This window comes from Nocardioides sp. Soil777 (assembly GCF_001428425.1).
Lineage (GTDB): Bacteria > Actinomycetota > Actinomycetes > Propionibacteriales > Nocardioidaceae > Nocardioides > Nocardioides terrigena.
The window spans coordinates 228,914-250,126 of sequence record NZ_LMSN01000016.1 but is presented as its reverse complement, the minus strand read 5'-3'; the positions used below and the strand labels follow the sequence as shown (position 1 = coordinate 250,126).

Below are 21,213 nucleotides of genomic sequence, written 5' to 3'. Positions count from 1 at the left end.
CGCGCGTGACGCAGACACCGGGCCCCGACGACAAGACGGCCGACCTCGGCTTCGCCCGCGTGGACCTCGAGCGCGCGGCCCGCACCGGTGATCCCGAGGTCGTCTACGGCGCCGGCAAGACCCCCGAGCAGGTGGCCGCGATCCTCACCACCCTGCACGCCAGCCACCCCGACCGGGCCGTGCTCGCCACCCGCCTGTCCCCCGAGGCCATGGACGCCGCCCGCACCGCAGGCGCCACCGTCCACGAGACCGCCCGGGCGGCGACCCTCGGCCCGCTGCCCACGGCCCGCGGCACGGTCGGCGTCGTGAGCGCCGGCACCTCCGACGCCCCCGTCGCCGCCGAGGTCGCCCTCACGGTGGCCTGCCACGGCTCCCAGCCGGTCGAGATCCGCGACGTCGGCGTGGCCGGGCTGCACCGGCTGATGTCGGTCCGGGACCGGCTCGACGAGGTGGACTGCCTCGTCGTCGTCGCCGGGATGGAAGGCGCGCTGCCGTCGGTCGTGGGCGGCCTCACCGGCACGCCGCTCATCGCGGTCCCCACCAGCATCGGCTACGGCGCCTCCTTCGGCGGCCTGGCCGCCCTCCTCGGCATGCTCAACTCCTGCGCGCCGGGCGTCACCGTGGTCAACATCGACAACGGGTACGGCGCCGGCGTCGCCGCCGCCCGCATCGCCCGTCGCGTGGGCGCACCCGCGGGCCCGCAGGACGGGACCGACGGATGACGATCTGGGTGGACGCGTCCGCCGGCGCCAGCGGCGACATGCTGCTCGGCGCCCTCCTCGGCGCCGGTGTCCCCCTCGACGTGCTCGGCCGGGCCGTCGACGCGGTCGCCCCCGAGCCGGTCGTGCTCGCCCCCGAGGCCGTCACCCGCAACGGCTTCGCCGCCACCCGCTGCCACGTCGAGATCGCCGACACCGAGCACCACCGCAGCTGGCGCGACATCAAGGCCCTGCTCCAGCGGGCCGAGCTCGACGAGGAGGTCCGCGACCGGGCGACCCGCGCCTTCGAGCGGCTGGCGGTCGCCGAGGCACGGGTGCACGGCGCCGACCCGCTCGACGTCGCCTTCCACGAGGTGGGTGCGCTCGACGCGATCGCCGACGTCGTCGGGGTATGCGCCGGCTTCGCCTGGCTCGCCGCCCATGTCGGTGGCCCGGTCACGGTCTCGCCGGTCGCGGTGGGGTCGGGGTCGGTCCGCGGCGCCCACGGCACCATGCCGGTCCCGCCACCCGCGGTCGCCGAGCTGCTGCGCGGCGTACCGTCCCTCGCCGGTCCCGGCACCGCCGAGTCCTGCACGCCGACCGGTGCCGCCCTGCTGACCACGCTCGCCGACGCGTGGGGTCCCCAGCCCGCGATGGCCGTCGACGCGATCGGGATCGGCGCGGGGGGACGGGACCCGGACACCCACGCCAACGTGCTGCGGATCCTCACCGGTCCCACCGCGGCCGTCGACGGGTCCCCGCTGCTCATCGAGTCCAACATCGACGACCTCGACCCCCGGGTGTGGCCGTCGGTCATCACCGCCCTCTTCGCCGCCGGGGCCAGCGACGCCTGGCTGACGCCGATCCTGATGAAGAAGGGCCGCCCGGCCCACACGCTGTCGGTGCTCACCTCGTCGACCACCGCGGAGGCGGTCCGCGAGGCGCTGTGGCGGCACACCTCGACGATCGGGGTCCGCGAGTCCCGCCTCGACAAGCACGTCCTCGACCGCGAGATGGTCGCCGTCGAGGTCGCGGGGCAGAGGATCGCGGTCAAGCTGGCCCGCCACGGCGGCGAGGTGGTCAACGCGCAGCCCGAGTGGGAGGACGTCGCCCGCGCCGCCACCGCCCTGGGGCTCCCGGCCAACGACGTGCTCGCCGAGGCCATCGCGGCCACCCGGGCCCTGCTGGCCTGAGACCCGCTCCCTAGGCTGATCGGGTGGACCCCGTCGTCGTCGCGCTCGCCTTCGCCGCCATCTTCGTGGTGGAGCTCCCCGACAAGACCTTCATCGCCACCCTCGTCCTCTCGACGAAGTTCCGGCCGCTCTTCGTCTGGATCGGTGTCGGTCTCGCGTTCCTCGTCCAGACGCTCATCGCCGTCGCGCTCGGCAAGGCCGTGAGCTTCCTGCCCGAGACCGTCGTGCACGTGGCGGCCGCGCTGATGTTCACCATCGGCGCCGTCATCCTGCTGCGCGAGGCGCGCTCGCACGACGCCGCCGAGCAGGACGAGGAGGAGGACTTCGCCGCCAAGGCCGGGGAGGCCCAGGGCTACAAGGTCATCCTCACCAGCTTCCTCGTGCTCTTCGCCGCCGAGTGGGGCGACCTGTCGCAGCTGCTCACGCTCTCGCTGGTCGCCAAGTACGACGACCCGGTCAGCGTCTTCCTCGGCGCCTGGGGCGCGCTGCTGGCGGTCAGTGGCCTCGCGGTCATCGTGGGCCGGGTGCTGCTCAGCCGCGTCCGGCTCAGCCTGCTCCACTACCTGGGTGCGGGGGTCTGCCTGCTCATGGCATGTTTGACGGTGTGGGAGATGACGAGGGCCTGACGCCCGTCCGGCAGGCGGTCCGCGACCGTTACCTCGAGGTCAACGGGGAGCACCCGATGACCGAGGTGGACGAGACCTACGTGCGGGCCGGCTTCGTGGCGGCCACCGACGAGCAGCTGGAGCTGATGGTCGGCGGCCTGGTGCCGCTGCCGTCGTACCTCCTCGCCGACGGCACCCCGATGGTCCCCCGCGACCACCTCGACCCCGTCGGGTGGGCGGGTGGCACCGACCGGCTGCACGACTGGTTCGTCGCCTACTGGCCCGCCGACCGCCGCGACGACGCCGAGCGGGAGTGGGCGGCCTACCTCTCGGGGCAGTACGTGTGCCTCAAGCGCGTCTCGCCACTGAGCGTCCGGGACAAGGCGCGCTGGCTCGGCCAGCTCGACGCCGCCCTCGAGCGCCTGACGACCACGCCCGGTGACCACGTCGGCCGCGGGATGCTCGGCGAGGTCGTCGACCGGCTCGAGGACCTGCTGCTGCCGCAGACGACGTACGACGCGCTGCGCTTCGGCGGCGCGACCAGCTCCTGGCAGCGGGTCCAGCAGGCCCGCCAGGACCACCTCGTCCCGGCACTGCCCGAGCTGCCGATCCGCACCGAGCGGCTGGTGCTGCGGCGTGCGACGCCGGACGACGCCGACGACCTGCACGCCTACTACGGCCGCGAGGACGTCACCGAGGACCTGCTGCACGAGGCGTTCAGCCGGCCCGAGATTGACGACATGCTGCGCCGGCGACTGGCCGAGCCGCGCAACCACCACGTCTGCAACCTCGTGGTCGAGCTCGAGGGACGCGTGGTGGGCGACCTGGTGATCTTCCTCAAGGGCGAGGGCAATGACATGGCCGAGATCGGCTGGGTCATCAACCCGGACGTGGGCGGGCGGGGCATCGCGACCGAGGCGGCCACCGCGATGGCCGACCTCGCCTTCGGCCACTACGGCGTCCACCGTCTCTTCGCCGACCTCGACAGCCGCAACGAGCGCTCCCGGGCCCTCGCCCGCCGCCTCGGGATGCGGCTCGAGCTCGACGCCCGGAGCGACTACTGGTCCAAGGGCGAGTGGACCGACTCCCAGCGCTGGGCGGTCCTCGCCGACGAGTGGGCCCAGCGGCGTACGACCTGATCGGGGGCTGGCGCGCCCGCGTGGGGCCACTAGAGTCAGCCCATGCCCGCAACCCACGGCGCCGACAGCGAGGTCGGCACGCTCAAGACCGTCATGCTCCACCGCCCCGGCAACGAGCTCAAGCGCCTGACCCCCCGCAACAACGACAAGCTCCTCTTCGACGGGATCCCGTGGGTGAGCCGGGCCCAGGACGAGCACGACGCCTTCGCGGACACGCTGCGCCAGCGCGGCGTCGAGGTGCTCTACCTGACCGAGCTCCTCACCGAGACCCTCGCGAGCGAGGACGCCCGCAACCACGCCATCACCTCGGCGCTGAGCGGGCTCCACCTCGGCGACACGCTCCGGCGCTACCTCGCGTCCGCGCTCAAGGACTACTCGCCCGACGAGCTGACGCAGGTGCTGACGGCCGGCATCCGCAACGACGAGGTCCGCGGCGGGCACGGCCTGGTCACCAGCCTGCTCAGCCCCTACGACTTCCTCGTCGACCCGCTCCCCAACCTGCTCTTCACCCGCGACTCCAGCGTGTGGATCCGGGACCGGGTGGCGATCACCAGCCTGGCCATGCCGGCGCGCAAGCGCGAGACCCAGCTGACCGAGCTGATCTACACCGAGCACCCGCGCTTCGCCGGCCAGACCCGCAAGATCCACGGCTGGCACAACGAGCACGTCGAGGGCGGCGACGTGCTGCTGCTCGCCCCCGGCGTCATCGCGGTCGGGGTCGGGGAGCGTACGACGCCCGCCGGCGTCGAGCGCCTGGCCCGCCAGGTCTTCGACGCCGACCTCGCGCACACCGTGCTCGCGGTGCCGATCGCGCAGGAGCGCGCCACGATGCACCTCGACACCGTCTGCACGATGGTCGACGTGGACAAGGTCGTGATGTATCCCAACGTCGCCCACACCCTCACCGCGATCACGGTCACGGTCGGCGACTGGGGCTCGGCCGAGCGGGACCTCGTCCTCGACGTCGCCGAGCCGGAGCCGTTCCTCGTGGCCGCCGCCAAGGCGATGCAGATCGACACGCTGCACCAGATCGACACCGGCCTGGACCCGGTCACCGCCGAGCGCGAGCAGTGGGACGACGGCAACAACACCCTGGCGCTGGCGCCGCGGGTGGCCGTGGCCTACGAGCGCAACGACGAGACCAACGACCGGCTCGAGGACTCCGGCATCGAGGTCGTCCGCATCGCCGGCTCCGAGCTGGGCTCGGGCCGCGGTGGGCCGCGCTGCATGTCGTGCCCGATCTCCCGTGACCCGCTGCCGGTGGACGAGGACGCGCTGTAGGGCGCCGCACGTCACACATCACGTCGGAGCCACTCGCTCGTTGAGCGCAGTGACCCCGCACGTGCGCACGGAAGAAAGGCACCACCCATGACGTCCTCGATCTTCGACGGCCTCTCCCCCGCCGACGTCGCCCGGATCAGGTCCGCCGGCACGACGCTCACCCTGCCGCAGGGCTGGTCCCCCATCTCGGAGCAGACCCCGGCCGACAAGGCCTACATCCTCGAGGAGGGGGAGGTCTCCGTACGCCGCCGCGGCGAGGAGGTCGCGACCCTCGGCCCGGGGCAGATCATCGGGGAGGCCGCCATCCTCAACCGCTCGCTGCGCACCGCCAGCGTCGTGGCCACCACCCCGCTGCGGGTCCTCCACTTCACCGGCGAGGCGCTCGAGCGCCTGGTCGGGGAGGTGCCGGCCTTCGGCGAGGCCGTGCGGTCGGCGACCGCCGGGCGTCAGGCCCAGCCCTGACCGACGACGTCCCTCCGGCCGCTCCGGCGACGGAGGTCACCGATCCCGACGCCGACGCACCGTCGTCCGCCGAGGTCCTCGCCGACGCGTACGACGACGTGGAGGCCTTCCTCCTCGGCGGTGCCCCCGCCCTGACCCGGGTCGAGGTGGCGGAGCGGGCCGGCGTGCCGCTGGAGCTCGCCCAGGAGCTGTGGCGGCTGCTGGGCTTCGCGCACCAGGGCGACGACACGGTGGCCTTCACCGACAGCGACGTGCGGGCCCTCGAGCTGACGGCCGACCTGATGCGGATGGGCATCCTGGGCGAGGACTCGCAGGCGGCGCTGGTGCGCACGTGGGGTCGCAGCTATGCCCGGCTGGCGGAGTGGCAGACCAGCCTGCTGGCCGGCCTGGCGGTCGAGGGGCCCGATCCCGACGTCCGGATGGCCGAGCTGGCGGCCGGGGTGCTGCCCCGGGTGGAGGCGCTCCAGTCCTACGTCTGGCGCCGGCACCTCGCGAGTGCGGCGAGCCGGCTGCTGACGGCGGAGTCGACCGGGGCGGCGGAGGTGGACATGGCCGTCTGCTTCGTCGACATCGTCGGCTACACCACCCACAGCAAGAACCTCTCCGAGGGCGACCTCGTGCAGTGGATCGAGCGCTTCGAGCAGGAGGCGACCGGTGTCGCGGTCGACCGCGGGGGCCGGGTGATCAAGACCATCGGCGACGAGGTCCTGCTCACGGCCGACGACCCCGTCGCGGCCGCCGAGATCGCGCTGGCGCTCGTCGAGCGGGGCCTCGACGAGGACGACCCCTTCCCCGCGGTGCGCGCCGGCCTGTCCTTCGGGCCGGTCGTGAGCCGGCTGGGCGACGTCTTCGGGCCGACGGTCAACATCGCGGCCCGGCTCACCTCGGTGGCCCGCCCGGGGACGGTCGTCGTGGACCGGGGGCTCCACGACGCGCTCTCCCCGCCCGACGAGTCCGCCGAGACGCCTTCCTCCGCGGCGGCGGCTCCGGACGACCCGGCGGCCGAGGAGCCGGACACCGACACCCCGTCGTACCGGCTGAAGCGGCTGCGCCGCGTCTCGGTCAAGGGCTACTCGCGCCTCGAGGCCTGGAGCCTGCGGCGTCCGAAGCATGACTGACGCAGGCGCCCGGCCGGGTCAGTGCGCGGGCAGCGACCCCGAGAGGCGCTCGTGGCGCTCGGCGCTGGAGGCGTTGAGGCCGACGATCTCGACGGTCTTGGCCTTGCGCTCGTACTTGGTGGTGATCGCGTCCAGCGAGGCCACGGTGGAGGCGTCCCAGACGTGCGAGGCCGACAGGTCGATGACGACGTGGTCGGGGTCGTCGGCGTACTCGAACTGCGTGTAGAGGTCGTTGCTGGAGGCGAAGAAGAGCTCTCCGGTGACGCGGTAGACGGCCGAGGTGGTGCCGTCCCGGTTGGCCACCACCTCGCGGTGCGTCTCGGTGAGGTGGGCGACGCGGCGGGCGAAGAGGGTCATCGCGACCAGGACGCCCACGCCGACACCGATGGCGAGGTTGTGGCTGACCACGGTGACCACGACGGTGGAAGCCATCACGACGGTCTCGGACTTCGGCATCCGGCGCAGGGTGGCGGGCCGGACGGAGTGCCAGTCGAAGGTCCCGACCGACACCATGATCATCACCGCGACGAGCGCGGCCATCGGGATCAGCGCGACCACGTCGCCGAAGCCGACGACCAGGACGAGCAGGAAGACACCGGCGAGGAACGTGGAGATCCGGGTGCGGGCGCCCGAGGCCTTCACGTTGATCATCGTCTGGCCGATCATCGCGCAGCCGCCCATCCCGCCGAAGAAGCCGGTGATGACGTTGGCCGCGCCCTGGCCCCACGCCTCGCGGGTCTTGTCGGAGTGGGTGTCGGTGATGTCGTCGACCAGCTTGGCGGTCAGCAGCGACTCGAGGAGCCCGACCAGGGCCATGGCGAGGGCGTACGGCGCGATGATGCGCAACGTCTCGAGCGTCCAGGGCACGTCGGGCAGCAGCAGGCCGGGGAGGCTGTCGGGCAGCTCGCCCTCGTCGCCCACGTCCGGGACGCTGAGCGCGGCCAGCAGGGTGAAACCGGTGAGGGCGACGATGGCCACCAGCGGCGCCGGGACGACGGTCGTGACCCGCGGCAGGGCGACGATGACCGCGATGCCGACGGCCACCATCGGGTAGACGAGCCACGGGACGTCGACCAGGTGCGGGACCTGCGCCATGAAGATCAGGATGGCCAGAGCATTGACGAAGCCGACCATGACCGAGCGCGGGATGAAGCGCATCAGGCGTGCGACCCCGACCAGGCCCAGCACCACCTGGAGCACGCCTCCCAGCAGGACCGTGGCGATGAGGAAGTCCAGGCCGTAGTTGCGGGCCACGGGCGCGACGACCAGGGCGATGGCGCCGGTCGCGGCGGAGATCATCGCCGGGCGGCCACCGAGGAAGGCGATCGAGACGGCCATCGTGAACGACGCGAAGAGCCCGACCCGGGGGTCCACCCCGGCGATGATCGAGAACGAGATCGCCTCGGGGATGAGGGCGAGCGCGACGACGAGGCCGGCGAGGACCTCGGTGCGCAGCATCCGCGGCGACCGCAGCGCGTTGCGCACGGTGGGTTCGAGCGCCGCAGCGTCGGTCGTGGGGGCAGACTGGGTCACGAGCAACAACCCTAACCTCACGTAAGGGTAGGGTTGCAATCCGGACCGAGGTGAGAGGGAACACGTGAGCACCAACCCCGAGGCGGTCATGCACATCGGTGAGGTCGCCGCGCGCACCGAGCTGTCGCTGCGCAGCCTGCGGCACTGGGAGGAGGTCGGCCTCCTCCAGCCGTCGGGGCGCACCGACGGCGGGTTCCGCCTCTACACCGAGGCCGACGTGGAGAAGGTCCTGGTCATCCGCCGCATGAAGCCGCTCGGCTTCAGCCTGGACCAGATGAAGGCCGTCATGCGCGACATCGAGGCCCTCGACGACCCGGCCACCGATGCCGGGGAGCGCGACGCCGTCCGGCAGCGCCTCGACGAGATCCGTCAGGACGCGACCGAGCGGCGCCGGGCGCTGGTGCGCCAGCTCGAGATGGCCGACGAGTTCATCGACCTCATCACGACCCGGCGGGGCTGACCCGCCTGCTGGTCGCCGCCCTCAGAGGGTGGCGCGCGGGGCGTACATGATCACGGCGACCCCGACCAGGCAGATGAGCGCGCCCGTGACGTCGTACCGGTCGGGCCGGAAGCCGTCGGCGACCATCCCCCAGACCAGCGACCCGGCGACGAACACCCCGCCGTACGCCGCGAGGATCCGGCCGAAGTTGGCGTCGGGCTGGAGCGTCGCCACGAAGCCGTAGAGACCCAGCGCGATCACCCCGGCGCCGATCCAGACCCACCCGCGGTCCTCCCGGACGCCCTGCCAGACCAGCCAGGCGCCGCCGATCTCGGCGACGGCGGCCAGGGCGAACAGGAGCAGCGACGTGGCGATCGACATGATCGCGAGTGTGCCAGCCGGGAGGCGGCGGCCGGCCACGCAACGGGGCCGGGACGTCCGGACGAAATCTGGATGCCCGGCCGCTGTTGACGGGGGAAACAACAACGACCGGGCGAACGAAAACCTACCTGCCGGTCACAACGCCGACAAGGTCTTGAGCCAAAACAAGTTGATCCTTAACGGATGGTGACCTGCCGGTTGGCCAGGCCGGCCCGGGCGGAGCGCTGCTCGGGCGTCAGGTCGGAGGTGTCGGCGAGCGCCTTCTCGAGCTCGGCGGCGAAGCGCTGGGCGGGCTCCTCGAGCACCTCGGCGCCGGTGCCGACCGGGAGGTCCCAGACGGGCGCGAGGAGGCCGTGAGCGCGGAACATGCCGACGAAGCGCGAGCCCTCCGCGATGCTGTCCTTCCCGGCGGCGTGCAGCCGGGCCAGCGCGTTGAGCAGCTCGTCCTCGGGGTGCGGCATCACCCAGCGCAGGTGCTCCTTGGGCCCCACGTTGGTCCAGTACGCCGCTTCGACGCCCGCGAGCCGGGTGGTCGGGTTGGCGGCGCCGTTGGCCTGCTCGAGCGCGGCCTGCGTGGAGGCGTCCTGGTCCTCGACGTCGTCGATCCAGTAGCCGAAGCCGTCGTGCACGGTGATGTCGAGCTCGGTGTCGTTGATGAGGTCCTGGAGCCGCGGGCCCTCACCGGGCGCCTCGGTCAGGCCGATGATCCCGGGCTCCTCGGTGGCGAGCGCCTTCTCCAGCACGGCACCCAGGTCGCGGGCGGGATCGCCGTACTGGTGGGCGACCTGCAGGCCAAGCCAGATCGCGCCGGAGTCGCGCACCATCGCGGGCGCCGCCATCGGCAGCAGTGTGCACAGCCGCACCTCGCGGTCGGTGCCCTTCACGTCCAGCGGCACGGTGGCGGCCGGGACCAGCTCGCGCAGGGCGATCACGTCGCACTCGCCCGGCATGCCCTCGAAGGGGCGGCTCACGAACGCCGGGGCGGCTCCGCCGGCGGCGCCGTGGCACGCCTTGTAGCGCTTGCCCGAGCCGCAGGGACAGGGCTGGCGCGGGCCGACCTCGCCGTCGACGGGAGCAGCGTGGTCACGGGCCTTGGTGCGGGACTTCTTCGCCATGGGGGCGAGGCTATCCAACGCCTCCGTCGGGCGGACCGTCGAGGAGCTCGAGGAGGTACGCCGGCCGGTCGGTGATGACCGCCCGCGCGCCGAGGTCGAGGCACAGCTGCAGGTCCGCCTCGGAGTTGACGGTCCACACGTGCACCTGGCGACCCGCCCGCCGCAGCGACCGGCGCAGGCCCGGGTGCTCGCGCAGCTCGCCGATGCCCGGTCCGATGATCCAGTCGTCGCCGACGACCCGCCGCAGCATCGGCCAGTGGTGCGCCTTCTCCACCAGCATCACGACATCGACGTCGGGGGCGAGCCGCTTGGTGCGCTGCAGCGCCGTGAAGGAGAAGCTCATCACCCGCGCCGGGCTGCCGGCCCGGTCCCAGCCGAAGTCGGAGAGCAGCTCGACGACCCGCTTCTCCACCAGCCCGCCGTACCGCGTGGGGTGCTTGGTCTCGATGGCCACCTCCACCCGGCGATCGGCGTCGGCCACCGTCTCCAGCAGCTTGCGCAGCGTCAGCACCTTGCCGTCGGTGGGGTCGAGCTCGGGCGCCTCGTCGTCCATGTCGGACCACGGGTTCTTCCACCGGGCGAAGTCCAGCTCGTCGAGCTCGGCGAGGTTCATCGTCGAGACGAGGCCGCGCGAGGACGCCGTACGCCGCAGGTCCCGGTCGTGGACACAGACCAGGTGGCCGTCTGCCGTCAGGCGTACGTCGCACTCGAGCGCCTCCGCACCGAGCTCGATCGCCCGCGTGTACGCGCGCAGCGTGTGCTCGGCGGTCTCGTCGCTGGCGCCCCGGTGGGCGACGACCTGCGGCCTCATGCGTCGAGGGTAGGGGTCCGGACGCGAGAGGAGCGTCACCCACGTCGACGTACCGTGGCGGAAACCACCACCCCTCGCGTCGGCGAGAACGGCCGGCGCCCGACGATGAGGTTGCGCGATGACCAGCACCCGACGAATCCGCGGCGCACGCAGGACCACGCTCGCCGCCACCCTCTCCGCCCTGCTCACGGCCGGCCTGGCCGCGAGCCTCACCACGGCCCCCGGGGCGACGGCCGCGCCTCCGGACGACGTGTTCCCGCCCCGGATCGAGCTGCCCGACGGCTTCCAGCCCGAGGGGATCACCATCGGCCGCGGCGCCACGGCGTGGTTCGGCTCCCGGGCCGACGGCGACATCCACGAGGTCGACCTGCGGACCGGTGAGGGCGAGACGATCAGCCAGGGCCCCGGGCCGGGCAACCCGGCGGTGGGGCTCAAGGTCGACCAGCGGGGGCGGCTCTTCGTCTCCGGTGGCACGGCCGGTGACGCCCGCGTCGTCGACACGCGGACCGGCGAGCTGCTGGCGCGCTACCAGCTCTCCACGGCGACGGACCGCTTCATCAACGACTCGTTGATCGTCGACGACACCGTGTGGTTCACGGACTCGCGCAGCGCCCGGCTCTTCGCCCTCCCGCTCGGCCGCGGTGGCTCCCTGCCCGCGGCCGGCGAGGTCGTCACGGTGCCGCTGGGCGGCGAGTGGGTCCAGCCGGGGGCCGGGGTCAACGGCGCGAACGGGCTGACCGAGACCCCGGACGACTCGGGGCTGCTCGTCGTCAACGCCGGCGTCCTCTACCGGGTCGACCCCGGGACCGGTGACGCCCAGGTCGTCGACCTCGGCGGCGCGTCCGTCGAGAACGGCGACGGGATGCTGCTGAGGGGGCGCACGCTGTACGTCGTGCAGAACCGCCTCAACCAGGTCGCCGTCCTGGAGATGGAGCGCGACGGCAGCGCCGGGACGCTGGTCGACACCATCGCCGGGACCGACTTCGACGCGGCCGTGGACGTACCGACCACCGTGGCGGCGTTCGGGCGCTGGCTCTACCTGCCCAACGCCCGCTTCTCCACGCCCGCCGAGCCCGGCACGGCGTACTGGGTGAGCCGCGCCCAGATCCCGCGGACGCGCTGACCCCTCTTGGGTAGTCCGTGACGATCGGACCCCTGGAATCGAGTTTCCGGGGTCCCTTCGTCACGGACTACCCCGGGTTGAGGGTCACCCCGCCCCGATCCGGCTCAGGCGTCGGCGGTCTCCCGGCGCCAGGGCTGGATGAAGTCGTTGCCCTCGATCCCCTCCACCGCCATGGCCAGCTGCCCGGCCTGCGCGCCGTCGATCTGCTCGCGGATGATGTCGGCGTGGCCGGCGTGCCGGGCGAACTCCTCGATCATGTGCAGCACCAGGGAGCGCCTGTTGACCACGCTCGGCTCCATCCGGCCGAACCACGGCGCCGGCGCCTCCAGCACCTCGGCCGCCGGGTCCACCGCCGCCACCGCGTCGAGCAGGGCGCCCGTCGCGGCGTCGTACCGCTCGACGACCCGCGCCAGCGTCTCGTCGGGGGTGAGCGCGAAGCTGCCGTAGAAGACGCCGAAGTCCTCCTCGGTGAGCTCCCAGCCCCGCTCGCCGCGGTTCTGCGCCTCCCGGCGCTCCCACGTCACCCAGGCCGTGGCGAGGTGCTTGAGGATCCCGCCGACGCTCAGCCCGGACCGCGTCGGCGTCATCCGCGCCTCCTCGTCGGTCAGGCCGTGCGCCGCCGTGCGGGCGGCGACGACCTGCTCACGCAGGAAGGCGGTGAGGGCCTCGGACTCGGTGCGGGTGCTGGGCTCGATCATGGGAACTCCCCTGTCTGTGGTGGCCTGTTGCCGTGCCTCCACCCTCCCGCCGCAGGCGGACAGGATCGGTCCGCAGTCGCCCTCCATACTGAGCGCATGCGCGTGTCTGCCTGGCTCACCCAGTTCCTCGTCGCCGCGGTCGTCTTCAGCGTGATCGACGTGCTCTGGCTGAGCACCGTCGCCACCGACCTGTACGACGAGCAGCTCGGGGCGCTGCGGGCCGAGTCGCCGAACGTGCTGGCCGCCGTGCTCGTCTACCTCGTGCTGCTGGCCGGGCTCGTGCACTTCGTCATCCACCCGGCCGTCGCGGCGGGGTCGTGGCGTCGGGCCGTCGGGGTCGGCGCGTTCTTCGGCTTCGTCGTCTACGGCGTCTACGAGCTCACCAACCTGGCCGTCGTCGACGGCTGGCCGGTGGCGCTGGTGCCGATCGACATGGCGTGGGGGACGTTCCTCTCGGCCGCGGTCGGGGTCGGGACGTACGCCGTCGTCCAGCGGCTCCCGGCCTGGGCGCGCTGACCCTGGGTCGCCGGCTCTTCACCGGGGAACGTCGTCCCGCGCAGGGCCGGACGATCTTCCCCGATGATGGCGAGTGGTCGCGGAGGGCCTAGTTGGCGTGCTCGCGCAGGTAGCGCCCGAAGTGCGGCACGGTGAACGCGATCCGGCCGCGCTCGCCGGAGTAGATCAGCCCCTTCTTGAGCAGCGAGTCGCGCGCCGGGCTCAGCGACTGGGGCTTCTTGCCCAGGGCGGCCGCGACGTCCGAGGTCGGGACCGCGTCGGGCGCGTCCTGCTCGGTGCCGGCCACGTCGGCCATCGCCCGCAGGTAGTCGCGCTCCCCCGGCGTGGCCCGCTCGTAGCGGCTGCCGAAGAAGCCGACCGCGAGCTCGGCGTCGGCCTCGGGCGCGGCCACCGCGACGTCGGCCGCGGTGATCGGCGAGCGGGGTGCGCGGTCCCAGACGGCCTTGCCGTAGGCCTGGATGAAGTAGGGGTAGCCGCCCGTCGCTGCATACATCGCCTCGAGCGCACCCGCCTCGTAGAGCGCGTCCTCGTCCTCGGCCGGCACGGTGAGCGCAAGGTCGGCCGCCTCGCGGGTGAGCCGGTCGATGCGCTGGTAGCGGAACAGCCGCTCGGAGTAGGACTTGCTGGCCGACAGCACCGCCGGGAGGTGCGGCAGACCTGCGCCGACCACGATCACCGGGAGTCCCGACTGGCTGATCTCGTGGCACGCCGCGCACAGCGCCGACACGTCGTCGGGGCCGAGGTCCTGCATCTCGTCGATGAAGATCGCGATGCCCTTGCCCTTGTCGGCGGCGAGCCCGCCGAGGTCGGTGAAGAGCTCGACCAGGTCGATCTCGATGTCGCCGGAGTCGGCCCGCCCGCGGACGGCCGGGGCGTCGATGCCCGGGCTCCACTGGTCCCTCATCTTGGCGGCAGGTCCCGCGTCACGCTGGGCGAAGGCCTTGATCACGCCGAGCACGTGGTCGACGCTGTCGGCGTCCCGGTGGCCGAGCTCGCGGACCGCCTGGTGCAGCGCCCCGCTGAGCGGGCGGCGCAGCCCCTGGTCGGGCCTGGCCTCGAGCTTGCCGGTCCCCCACTGGCGGCGTACGGCGGCACCGCGCAGCGCGTTGAGGAGCACCGTCTTGCCGACCCCCCGGAGCCCGGTGAGCACGAGGCTGCGCTCGGGGCGACCGCGGGACACGCGCTCGAGGACGACGTCGAAGGCGGCGAGCTGCTCGTCGCGCCCGGCGAGCTCGGGCGGGCGCTGGCCCGCGCCGGGGGCGTAGGGGTTACGGATCGGGTCCACGATGTGACGGTATCGGGCTCTCTAGCCGGATCCTTAGATATCGCGAGACTCGGCGATCGTGTCGCGGCGGAATCACCGGCTGCCCGGTGATCCCGTGGGTTGGCGCGTGCTGCAGCGTGGCCGAACCCACCGATTCACCGGCTGCCCGGTGATCCCGGGACGGCCAGCCCGTACGACGCTCAGCCGGCCTGCTGGCCCTCGTCGGGGAGCGCGCCACCCCGCTCGGCGCGGTCGCGCGCGACGGCGTACGCCTCGGCGAGACCGGTGCGGAGCATGGCGATCAGGTCGGGGACCTCGTCGACGGACAGGCGGAAGGTCCCGGCGCAGAGGTTGTCGCGCCACAGCGACAGGACCACCACGTCGGCCTCCGGGTGCCACGAGACGCGCAGCGAGCGGTCCTCACCCCGGGGGTCGAGGAAGACGGCCCCGGTGCGGGGCAGCGGTCGCGGCTGGGCCATGGTCCATTGTGACCCGGAGCACAAGGCCCTGTCACGCGTCCTAGACTCGGTGCATGCCCGAGCTGCCCGAGGTGGAAGCGCTGGCCCAGGACCTCCGGGGCCGGCTCGTCGACCGTGCGATCGCCCGCATCGACCTGGCGGCCTTCAGCGCGCTGAAGACCTTCGACCCGCCGCTGCAGTCGCTGCACGGCACCCTCGTCGAGGACGTGACCCGCCACGGCAAGTTCCTCGACATCACCGCTAGCGGCACCCACCTCATCGTCCACCTCGCCCGCGCGGGCTGGATCCGCTGGCGTGACGACGTGCCGGCGCTCCCCGCCCGCCCCAACAGCAAGAACCCGCTCGCCGCGCGGGTGGTGATCGACGACCCCGACTTCGAGACCACGCCCGGGCTCGACATCACCGAGGCCGGCACGAAGAAGAGCCTGGCCATCTACGTCGTGCGCGACCCCCAGGAGGTCCCCGGCATCGCCCGGCTCGGGCCGGACCCGCTGGACGACGCGTTCACCATCGACGTGCTGGCCGGGATCCTGCAGAGCGAGGGCCGCAAGCAGATCAAGGGCGTCCTGCGCCACCAGGGCACCATCGCCGGGATCGGCAACGCCTACTCCGACGAGCTGCTGCACGCCGCACGCATGTCGCCGTACAAGCCGGCCAGCTCGCTCGACGAGGCCGAGGTGCAGACCCTGTACGACGCGATCCGCACCGTCATCGGTGCGGCCGTCGAGCGGTCCCGCGGCCTGGCCGCCAGTGAGCTCAAGGGCGAGAAGAAGTCCCACCTCGCCGTCCACGGCCGGACGGGTGAGGCCTGCCCGGTGTGCGGGGACACGGTGCGCGAGGTGAGCTTCGCCGACTCGAGCCTGCAGTACTGCCCGACCTGCCAGACCGGCGGCAAGCCGCTCGCGGACCGCCGGATGAGCCGGCTGCTGAAGTAGCCGCCGCTAGACCACGTGGGGGTCGCCGACCACCACGTCGGACACGACGATGTCGATGCTGCCGCGGGTGAACTCGGGGTCCGGACCGAGGATGCCGAGGACCACCGCGTGCACCTCGTCGCGGGCGACCTCGGCCTGCGCGCGCAGGTCGATGCCGTAGGAGCAGACGAGGGTGACCTCGACGCGGCGCAGCCGCTCGTCCTCGATCACCAGGTCGATGGCCTCCGGGGCCAGGGTCGGCTCGCGCAGGGCGCGACGGAGCGCCGTGGTGAGGATCCGGGCGGAGACCCACGTGCGGGATCCGGCGTCGTCGCGCTCGGTGGCCCCGTCGTGGCCGAAGGCCAGGATGGGCTCGGACGGGGCGACCGTGGCCCGCACGCGGGACATGATCGACCCGGAGAGCTCGATCCAGCCCGCGGGCTCGTCGTGCCGCGCGGCCTCCCGGGCCCGGTCGAGCGGGTCAGGTCTGGGCTCTATCGCCATCGTGCCATCCTCTCCGCCAGGGTGCGTCGGCCCCGGTGCAGGTGCCCGCGGACACTGCCCTCGGACACCCCCAGGGTGACTGCGATCTCGTCGTAGCTCATCTCTTCGACCTCCCGCAGCAGCCAGGCGGCCCGCTGGTGCCACGGCAGCTCCGCGAGGGCCACCTGCAGCGCCGCGAGCAGCTCGGCGTCCAGCACCTGCTGCAGGGGGTTGTCCTGCGCCGGGCGCACCATCGTCGACAACAGGTCGTCGTTGACCGGGATCGCCTTGCGGTGCCGTTGCAGGTCGGCGGCCCGGCGATGGACCAGTCGGAACAGCCACGTCTTGAGGCTGGAGCGCCCGGCGAACGTGGCGAGGTCCTTCCAGGCCGACACCAGCGCCTCCTGGGTCACCTCGCCGGCATCGCTCTCCGAGCCGACCAGCCGCACGGCGTAGCGGTACATCCCGGGGCCGTAGCGGTCCACGATCACCGCGAACGCGTCCTCGTCGCCGAGTCGGGCCGCCCGGACCAGGGCGTCGTCGGTCGGCTCGGCCACGAAACCCGACATTCCCCACCCCCTCCGACAGCCCGCGGGACCTGTGTCCCGGCCTTCACCCTAGGACGTGGCGGAAGGCGTGACGCAGGCCACACGAACGGAGCGTGAGGAATCGGCCGCTCGCGACGACTAACCCCTGTCCCAACACGCAGACGAGAGGCAACACGATGAGCGAGACCACGACCCCCACGACCCGATCCGCCGCGGTCGTGAGCCGCCCCGGCAACGACACCGCACTGGTCAGCGAGCAGGGCCGGACCTCCATCTCCGACACCGTCGTCTCCAAGATCGCCGGCATCGCGACCCGCGAGATCAGCGGCGTCCACGACCTCGGTGGCGGCGCGTCGCGCGCCGTCGGCGCCGTCCGCGAGCGCATCCCCGGCTCCCGCACCAACCTCAGCCAGGGTGTCGCGGTCGAGGTCGGCGAGCGCCAGGCCGCCGTGGACCTCGACATCGTCGCCGAGTACGGCGTGTCCATCGCCGACCTGGCCGCCGCCATCCGGCGCAACGTCGTCGGCTCGGTCGAGCGGATGACCGGCCTCGAGGTCACCGAGGTCAACATCACCGTCCACGACATCTTCATGGACACCGACGGCGACGGCGTCGACGACGAGAGCACCGGCTCGCGTGTCGAGTGACCGACCCGCTCCCGTGGGCGCCGCCGATCGCACCGACGCCGACCTCGTCGCCGAGGCCGTCGTCGCGGTGCCCGGCGTCCACGGACTGCACGCGGGCGTCGTCGGTGAGGTCGCGACGTACCTCCCCGGCCGTCGCGTCAACGGCGTCCGGCTCCTCGAGCCCGGCTGCGACGTCCACGTCGTGCTGGAGTTCGGGGCGCCGATCCAGGAGACGTCCGACCTCGTCCGTCAAGCCGTCCGCCCGCTCGTCGGGGGACCGGTCGACGTGACGGTGGAGGACGTCGTCGCGCCGGGCTCGGCGTGACCGGTCCGACGCACCCCACAGACCCGTCGCGCGGCCTGGCCGGGGGGGAGGCCGCGCGACGATCCCTCCGCCGGGCCGCCGCCCGGCAGCTCCACCCCGACCTCGGGGGCGACCCCGACGACTTCGACCGGGCCATGCGGGCCCTGGAGGCGGCCGGGCCGCCCCCGCCCGCCGGGCCACGGCACCGCCGATCCGCCGGCGGCTCCGCGACGAACCCCGTCGCCACCATCCGTACGACGCCGCGCTCGCGCGCCGTCCGCCGCATCACCGCCTCGGGCAGACAGCTCGTCCACACGATCCGCACCCGCATCCCACGGTCGTTGCCCGGCTCCCGCCGCTACGGCCACCTCTGAAGGAGACCACCATGACCACGTCCACCCTCGGCCTGCTCGCCGGCCTGCTGCTGACGATCGCCATCGTCACCGGCGGCCTCCTCGGACTGCTCCTCGCCCTCGTGCTGGGCGGCGGCGGCTACCTCATCGGAGGACAGGTCGACGGCGAGCTCGACCTCGGCTCCCTGTTCCGGGGTCGTCGTGGCTGAGGCCGCGCCCGCAACGGCGCCGCCACCACCCGTCGTACCGCCCGAGGAGCCGGCCGGACCGCAGCTCGTGGCGGCCGACCCCGCCGAGCGGGGGACCCTCGACGTCCGCACCAAGGCGATCCAGCACATCGTCGAGCGGGCCGTCCTCGACACCCCCGGCACCGTCGCCCACCAGGGTGCGCTCGGCAAACTCATCGGCACCGGATCGCCCCGCGCGTCCATCACGATGGAGGGCCGCCGGGCCCGCGTCGAGGTCGACGTCGCCGCCGTGTGGCCCTCGCCGGTCACCCGCATCGCCACCGACGTCCGTGACCGCGTGCTCCACGAGGCCGTGCGCCAGTCCGGCGTCTTCATCCGCACCGTCGACGTCACCGTCCACCTCGTGACGCCCGACGCCGTCGACCACCAGCAGAGGAGGGTCCAGTGAGTGTCTCCACGCCCCCCAAGGCCCGCCCGGCCGCGGTGCTGGGTGCCGCGCTGACCGCGGTCGTCCTGATCGCGGTCGCCGTCGTGGCGGTCCGCGAGCTGGCCGTCAGCCAGGGCTGGGCGAGCGGCTCGCCGTGGTCGCTCGACGCGGTCCGCTCCCTCGACGGCCTCACCCCCTCCGTGGGCGTCGCCGCCGTCGGCGTCGTGATCGCCCTGCTCGGCCTGGTGCTGGTGTGGCTGGCCCTCAAGCCGGCCGCTCGGACCCACCTGCAGGCGCACGCCGACGGCGACCTGTGGCTGTCCGCGCCCGCCGTCGCGGCCCTCGCCCGCGGCGTCGCCGACCGCGCGCCCGGCGTCATCTCCGCCGACGCCACGCGGGTCAGCCGCCGGCGCATCACCGTCGAGGTGGTCACCAGCGGTGACCCGACGGCCGTCGCCGAGCGGGTCGACTCCGCACTCCAGTCCCAGGTCCAGGGCCTCACCCGGGCCGCCGTGACCGTCCGCACCCGGGAGGTGTCCCGATGACCCGCACGCTCCTCGGCCTCGACCGACTGCTCGTCCTCGTGGTCGGACTGGCCCTCGTGGCCCTCGGCCTGCTGGCCGTGGACTGGCAGTACCACCTCCTCTTCTCGTCGTACGACGACACGGTGCGCACCGGTGCCGCCGAGGACGTCGTCACCACCGCCTGGTGGCCGTGGGTCCTGGCCGTCGCCGGTGTCCTCCTCGGCCTGCTCGGCCTGTGGTGGCTGCTGGCGCACCTGCGTCGCGAGGCCTCCTCGACGACGCGGCTGTCCGCGAGCGACGAGACCGGCCGGCTCGAGGTCGACGTACGCTCCGTCGCCACCGCGGCCGCGGCCCACCTCGGCACCATCGCCCCGGTCGTGGACCCATCCGGCACCGTGCGCTCCTACGGCGCCACGACGCTCGTCGAGCTGCGCGGCCGGGTCGACCCCGCCGCCGACGTGGAGGCCCTCACCGAGGCGGTCGCCACCACCAGCCAGCACGTCGCTGCGGCGTTCCCGGACGACCGGGTCGAGTGCCGGGTCGTCCTCGACGCCCCGCAGCGCAGGAGACGGGGGCGCACCACCCGGGTGCGCGTCCGCTGACCCACCGCACCCGACGGGCCCCGGTCATCGACCGGGGCCCGTCGTGCGTCCTACTGGCTCGGGGTCTCCGTCGGGATCTCGGGGACCTCGAGGTTGTCCATCGGGGAGCCGCAGGTGTCGGTCGTGTAGGTGTCGAACTCGTCGACCTGCGCGGTCTCGTCCTCGGTGAGGTCCTCGTCGATCTTCTCGAAGTCCTCCTGCTTGGCGTCGTCGTCGAGGTCGTCGATGAGGGTCATCGTCGTCTCGAAGCCGGCGCGCGCGTCCTCGGGCATGTCCTCGGGGGTGCCGGTCTCCTCCATCGTCGCCGCCCAGTCCTTGATCTGGGCGATGATCTCCGCGTCGGTGGCGTCAGCCATCGTCGACATGTCGTCGAAGAGGCTCTGGTAGCCCGCGCAGTAGTCCTCCTCGCTGGCGTCCGTCGGGGCGCCGGCGCCCCCACCTCCACCACTGCAGCCGAGGGCCGTGCCGCCCACGAGGACGAGCGAGGCGGCGAGCAGTGCAGACTTCATGGGGCTCTCCTGACGAGTGGGTGCGGCGCGGGTGCCTGTCCCCCAGCCTGCCCCATCGCCCCTGCTCGACACCTGTCGCGGGGCCCCGTTCCCCGTTCCCCGTTCCCCGTCCTGCGGCTCAGGCGCGGGACGGCGGGCGGGGGCCGAAGGCGGCCGGCAGCGGCAGGTGGAGAGCGACCGGCAGGTCAGCGAGGTACGCCGACCGCGACCGCTCGACCACGCCGAGGCTCTCGAGGTGCGGGGTCTGCCACTGCACGTCGAGCAGCCGGTCCTCCGCGTGCTCGTCGGAGAGCAGCGAGACGAGGCCCATCAGCGCCACCTTGGAGGCGTCGCGCTCGCGGTGGAACATCGACTCCCCGGCGAAGAGCCCGCCGATCGCCACGCCGTACAACCCGCCCACCAGGCGCCCCTCGTGCCACGCCTCGACCGAGTGCACCCAGCCGAGCTCGTGGAGCTCGCAGTACGCCGCCCGCACGTCGCGGGTGATCCAGCCGTCGGGTCGGCGGCGGTCACCGCAGGCGTCGATGACCTCCTCGAAGGCCGTGTCCACGCGGATCTCGACGTCCTTGGCGGAGCGTCGCAGCGACCGCGACACCTTGAGCCCGTCCAGGGGCAGCACCCCGCGGCGTACGGGCGAGAACCAGCCCATCGGGTCCTGCGGCGGACCGATCGGCATCGGGAACAGGCCGTGCGAGTAGGCCCGGAGCAGGGTGCCGGCCTCCAGGTCGGCCCCCACCGCCACCAGGTCGTCCTCGGCGTCCCACAGCTCCGGGTCGGGGAAGACCCAGGGTGTGTCGGGGGGCTGGACGGGGGTCACGGTGGGCACGGTAGCCAACGCGTCGACAACTTTGCGCCCCCGGCGGGCATCCCACCCGGCACC

The 21,213-nt window shown here is 73.1% G+C and carries 29 protein-coding genes; 18 read left to right on the top strand and 11 right to left on the bottom strand.

The window, feature by feature from the left end:
• The first annotated feature begins 5 nt into the window (after positions 1-5).
• The 7 genes from larB (at position 6) to ASG88_RS14200 (ending at position 6,496) form a co-directional block, all read left to right on the top strand.
• Positions 6-722 carry a nickel pincer cofactor biosynthesis protein LarB gene (gene larB / locus ASG88_RS14230; protein WP_056888087.1) on the top strand — a complete coding sequence of 239 codons (717 nt, stop codon included), beginning with the start codon at positions 6-8 and terminating at the stop codon, positions 720-722.
• Positions 719-1,891, top strand: coding sequence for a nickel pincer cofactor biosynthesis protein LarC (gene larC / locus ASG88_RS14225; RefSeq protein ID WP_056888086.1), 1,173 nt, complete (start codon positions 719-721; stop codon positions 1,889-1,891). The genes larB and larC overlap by 4 nt, the downstream gene beginning before the upstream one ends.
• A 23-nt stretch (positions 1,892-1,914) precedes the next feature.
• Positions 1,915-2,517 (top strand): TMEM165/GDT1 family protein, encoded by a 603-nt coding sequence (locus tag ASG88_RS14220; RefSeq protein WP_056888085.1) that lies wholly within the window; start codon positions 1,915-1,917, stop codon positions 2,515-2,517.
• Positions 2,496-3,635: a GNAT family N-acetyltransferase gene (locus ASG88_RS14215; protein ID WP_056888084.1), complete on the top strand. Its 1,140-nt coding sequence runs from the start codon at positions 2,496-2,498 to the stop codon at positions 3,633-3,635. The genes ASG88_RS14220 and ASG88_RS14215 overlap by 22 nt, the downstream gene beginning before the upstream one ends.
• A 42-nt stretch (positions 3,636-3,677) precedes the next feature.
• A complete protein-coding gene (locus tag ASG88_RS14210) occupies positions 3,678-4,916 on the top strand; it encodes an arginine deiminase (RefSeq protein ID WP_056888083.1) in 1,239 nt (412 codons plus the stop codon).
• An 87-nt stretch (positions 4,917-5,003) separates the two neighbouring features.
• Positions 5,004-5,378 (top strand): cyclic nucleotide-binding domain-containing protein, encoded by a 375-nt coding sequence (locus ASG88_RS14205; protein ID WP_056888082.1) that lies wholly within the window; start codon positions 5,004-5,006, stop codon positions 5,376-5,378.
• Between the two features lie 98 nt (positions 5,379-5,476).
• Positions 5,477-6,496 (top strand): adenylate/guanylate cyclase domain-containing protein, encoded by a 1,020-nt coding sequence (locus tag ASG88_RS14200; protein WP_056888081.1) that lies wholly within the window; start codon positions 5,477-5,479, stop codon positions 6,494-6,496.
• 18 nt (positions 6,497-6,514) lie between these two features.
• Here ASG88_RS14200 and ASG88_RS14195 read toward each other — a convergent pair whose 3' ends face one another.
• On the bottom strand, positions 6,515-7,954 hold the full coding sequence (locus ASG88_RS14195) for a SulP family inorganic anion transporter (RefSeq protein WP_414858643.1): 1,440 nt from the start codon (positions 7,952-7,954) through the stop codon (positions 6,515-6,517).
• Between the two features lie 139 nt (positions 7,955-8,093).
• Between ASG88_RS14195 and ASG88_RS14190 the strand changes: the two genes are divergently transcribed.
• Complete coding sequence (locus ASG88_RS14190) at positions 8,094-8,489, top strand: MerR family transcriptional regulator (protein WP_200956452.1); 396 nt, start codon at positions 8,094-8,096, stop codon at positions 8,487-8,489.
• A 21-nt stretch (positions 8,490-8,510) separates the two neighbouring features.
• Here the strand turns inward: ASG88_RS14190 and ASG88_RS14185 are convergent, their stop codons facing one another.
• The 3 genes from ASG88_RS14185 to ASG88_RS14175 all read right to left on the bottom strand — a co-directional run bounded on the left by ASG88_RS14185 (position 8,511) and on the right by ASG88_RS14175 (position 10,775).
• On the bottom strand, positions 8,511-8,849 hold the full coding sequence (locus ASG88_RS14185; RefSeq protein WP_056888284.1) for a YnfA family protein: 339 nt from the start codon (positions 8,847-8,849) through the stop codon (positions 8,511-8,513).
• Positions 8,850-9,025: 176 nt separating this feature from the next.
• Complete coding sequence (locus tag ASG88_RS14180; RefSeq protein ID WP_056888079.1) at positions 9,026-9,964, bottom strand: DUF5926 family protein; 939 nt, start codon at positions 9,962-9,964, stop codon at positions 9,026-9,028.
• 10 nt (positions 9,965-9,974) lie between these two features.
• Positions 9,975-10,775 (bottom strand): glycerophosphodiester phosphodiesterase family protein, encoded by an 801-nt coding sequence (locus tag ASG88_RS14175; protein ID WP_056888078.1) that lies wholly within the window; start codon positions 10,773-10,775, stop codon positions 9,975-9,977.
• A gap of 118 nt (positions 10,776-10,893) precedes the next feature.
• Between ASG88_RS14175 and ASG88_RS14170 the strand changes: the two genes are divergently transcribed.
• On the top strand, positions 10,894-11,898 hold the full coding sequence (locus ASG88_RS14170) for a superoxide dismutase (RefSeq protein WP_157559740.1): 1,005 nt from the start codon (positions 10,894-10,896) through the stop codon (positions 11,896-11,898).
• Positions 11,899-12,002: 104 nt separating this feature from the next.
• Here the strand turns inward: ASG88_RS14170 and ASG88_RS14165 are convergent, their stop codons facing one another.
• On the bottom strand, positions 12,003-12,596 hold the full coding sequence (locus ASG88_RS14165; RefSeq protein WP_056888077.1) for a DUF664 domain-containing protein: 594 nt from the start codon (positions 12,594-12,596) through the stop codon (positions 12,003-12,005).
• A 96-nt stretch (positions 12,597-12,692) separates the two neighbouring features.
• Between ASG88_RS14165 and ASG88_RS14160 the strand changes: the two genes are divergently transcribed.
• Positions 12,693-13,112: a DUF2177 family protein gene (locus tag ASG88_RS14160; protein WP_056888076.1), complete on the top strand. Its 420-nt coding sequence runs from the start codon at positions 12,693-12,695 to the stop codon at positions 13,110-13,112.
• 88 nt (positions 13,113-13,200) lie between these two features.
• Here ASG88_RS14160 and ASG88_RS14155 read toward each other — a convergent pair whose 3' ends face one another.
• Together ASG88_RS14155 and ASG88_RS14150 are read right to left on the bottom strand one after the other, a co-directional pair.
• Positions 13,201-14,397 (bottom strand): ATP-binding protein, encoded by a 1,197-nt coding sequence (locus ASG88_RS14155; RefSeq protein WP_056888075.1) that lies wholly within the window; start codon positions 14,395-14,397, stop codon positions 13,201-13,203.
• Between the two features lie 179 nt (positions 14,398-14,576).
• Positions 14,577-14,855 carry a hypothetical protein gene (locus ASG88_RS14150; protein ID WP_056888074.1) on the bottom strand — a complete coding sequence of 93 codons (279 nt, stop codon included), beginning with the start codon at positions 14,853-14,855 and terminating at the stop codon, positions 14,577-14,579.
• Positions 14,856-14,908: 53 nt separating this feature from the next.
• On the opposite strand from ASG88_RS14150, the gene ASG88_RS14145 reads away from it, so the two are divergent.
• Positions 14,909-15,790, top strand: a complete 882-nt coding sequence (locus ASG88_RS14145; RefSeq protein WP_056888073.1) for an Fpg/Nei family DNA glycosylase — start codon at positions 14,909-14,911, stop codon at positions 15,788-15,790.
• A gap of 6 nt (positions 15,791-15,796) precedes the next feature.
• On the opposite strand, the gene ASG88_RS14140 is transcribed toward ASG88_RS14145, so the two are convergent.
• A complete protein-coding gene (locus tag ASG88_RS14140) occupies positions 15,797-16,273 on the bottom strand; it encodes a hypothetical protein (RefSeq protein ID WP_056888072.1) in 477 nt (158 codons plus the stop codon).
• Positions 16,264-16,821, bottom strand: coding sequence for an RNA polymerase sigma factor (locus ASG88_RS14135; protein WP_056888071.1), 558 nt, complete (start codon positions 16,819-16,821; stop codon positions 16,264-16,266). The genes ASG88_RS14140 and ASG88_RS14135 overlap by 10 nt, the downstream gene beginning before the upstream one ends.
• A gap of 155 nt (positions 16,822-16,976) precedes the next feature.
• Here ASG88_RS14135 and ASG88_RS14130 point away from each other — a divergent pair, with 155 nt between their 5' ends.
• Genes ASG88_RS14130 through amaP form a run of 7 tightly spaced genes read left to right on the top strand, consistent with a single transcriptional unit; the run spans position 16,977 to position 19,824 of the window.
• Entirely contained in the window at positions 16,977-17,447 is a 471-nt protein-coding gene (locus ASG88_RS14130; protein WP_056888070.1) for an Asp23/Gls24 family envelope stress response protein, read from the top strand.
• A complete protein-coding gene (locus ASG88_RS14125) occupies positions 17,437-17,751 on the top strand; it encodes an Asp23/Gls24 family envelope stress response protein (protein WP_056888069.1) in 315 nt (104 codons plus the stop codon). The genes ASG88_RS14130 and ASG88_RS14125 overlap by 11 nt, the downstream gene beginning before the upstream one ends.
• Positions 17,748-18,104 (top strand): hypothetical protein, encoded by a 357-nt coding sequence (locus ASG88_RS14120; RefSeq protein WP_056888068.1) that lies wholly within the window; start codon positions 17,748-17,750, stop codon positions 18,102-18,104. Before ASG88_RS14125 ends, ASG88_RS14120 begins: the two co-directional genes overlap by 4 nt.
• Positions 18,105-18,115: 11 nt before the next feature.
• Positions 18,116-18,292, top strand: a complete 177-nt coding sequence (locus ASG88_RS22675; RefSeq protein WP_082600440.1) for a DUF2273 domain-containing protein — start codon at positions 18,116-18,118, stop codon at positions 18,290-18,292.
• The gene (locus ASG88_RS14115; RefSeq protein WP_157559739.1) at positions 18,285-18,719 is read left to right on the top strand and encodes an Asp23/Gls24 family envelope stress response protein; all 435 of its coding nucleotides are present in this window, start codon (positions 18,285-18,287) and stop codon (positions 18,717-18,719) included. The genes ASG88_RS22675 and ASG88_RS14115 overlap by 8 nt, the downstream gene beginning before the upstream one ends.
• The gene (locus tag ASG88_RS14110; RefSeq protein ID WP_056888066.1) at positions 18,716-19,243 is read left to right on the top strand and encodes a DUF6286 domain-containing protein; all 528 of its coding nucleotides are present in this window, start codon (positions 18,716-18,718) and stop codon (positions 19,241-19,243) included. Before ASG88_RS14115 ends, ASG88_RS14110 begins: the two co-directional genes overlap by 4 nt.
• Positions 19,240-19,824: an alkaline shock response membrane anchor protein AmaP gene (gene amaP / locus ASG88_RS14105; RefSeq protein ID WP_056888065.1), complete on the top strand. Its 585-nt coding sequence runs from the start codon at positions 19,240-19,242 to the stop codon at positions 19,822-19,824. The genes ASG88_RS14110 and amaP overlap by 4 nt, the downstream gene beginning before the upstream one ends.
• Positions 19,825-19,874: 50 nt before the next feature.
• Here amaP and ASG88_RS14100 read toward each other — a convergent pair whose 3' ends face one another.
• Both ASG88_RS14100 and aat read right to left on the bottom strand, forming a co-directional pair.
• The gene (locus ASG88_RS14100; protein ID WP_056888064.1) at positions 19,875-20,333 is read right to left on the bottom strand and encodes a hypothetical protein; all 459 of its coding nucleotides are present in this window, start codon (positions 20,331-20,333) and stop codon (positions 19,875-19,877) included.
• Positions 20,334-20,451: 118 nt separating this feature from the next.
• Positions 20,452-21,150 (bottom strand): leucyl/phenylalanyl-tRNA--protein transferase, encoded by a 699-nt coding sequence (aat, locus tag ASG88_RS14095; RefSeq protein WP_082600510.1) that lies wholly within the window; start codon positions 21,148-21,150, stop codon positions 20,452-20,454.
• Positions 21,151-21,213: the final 63 nt, after the last annotated feature.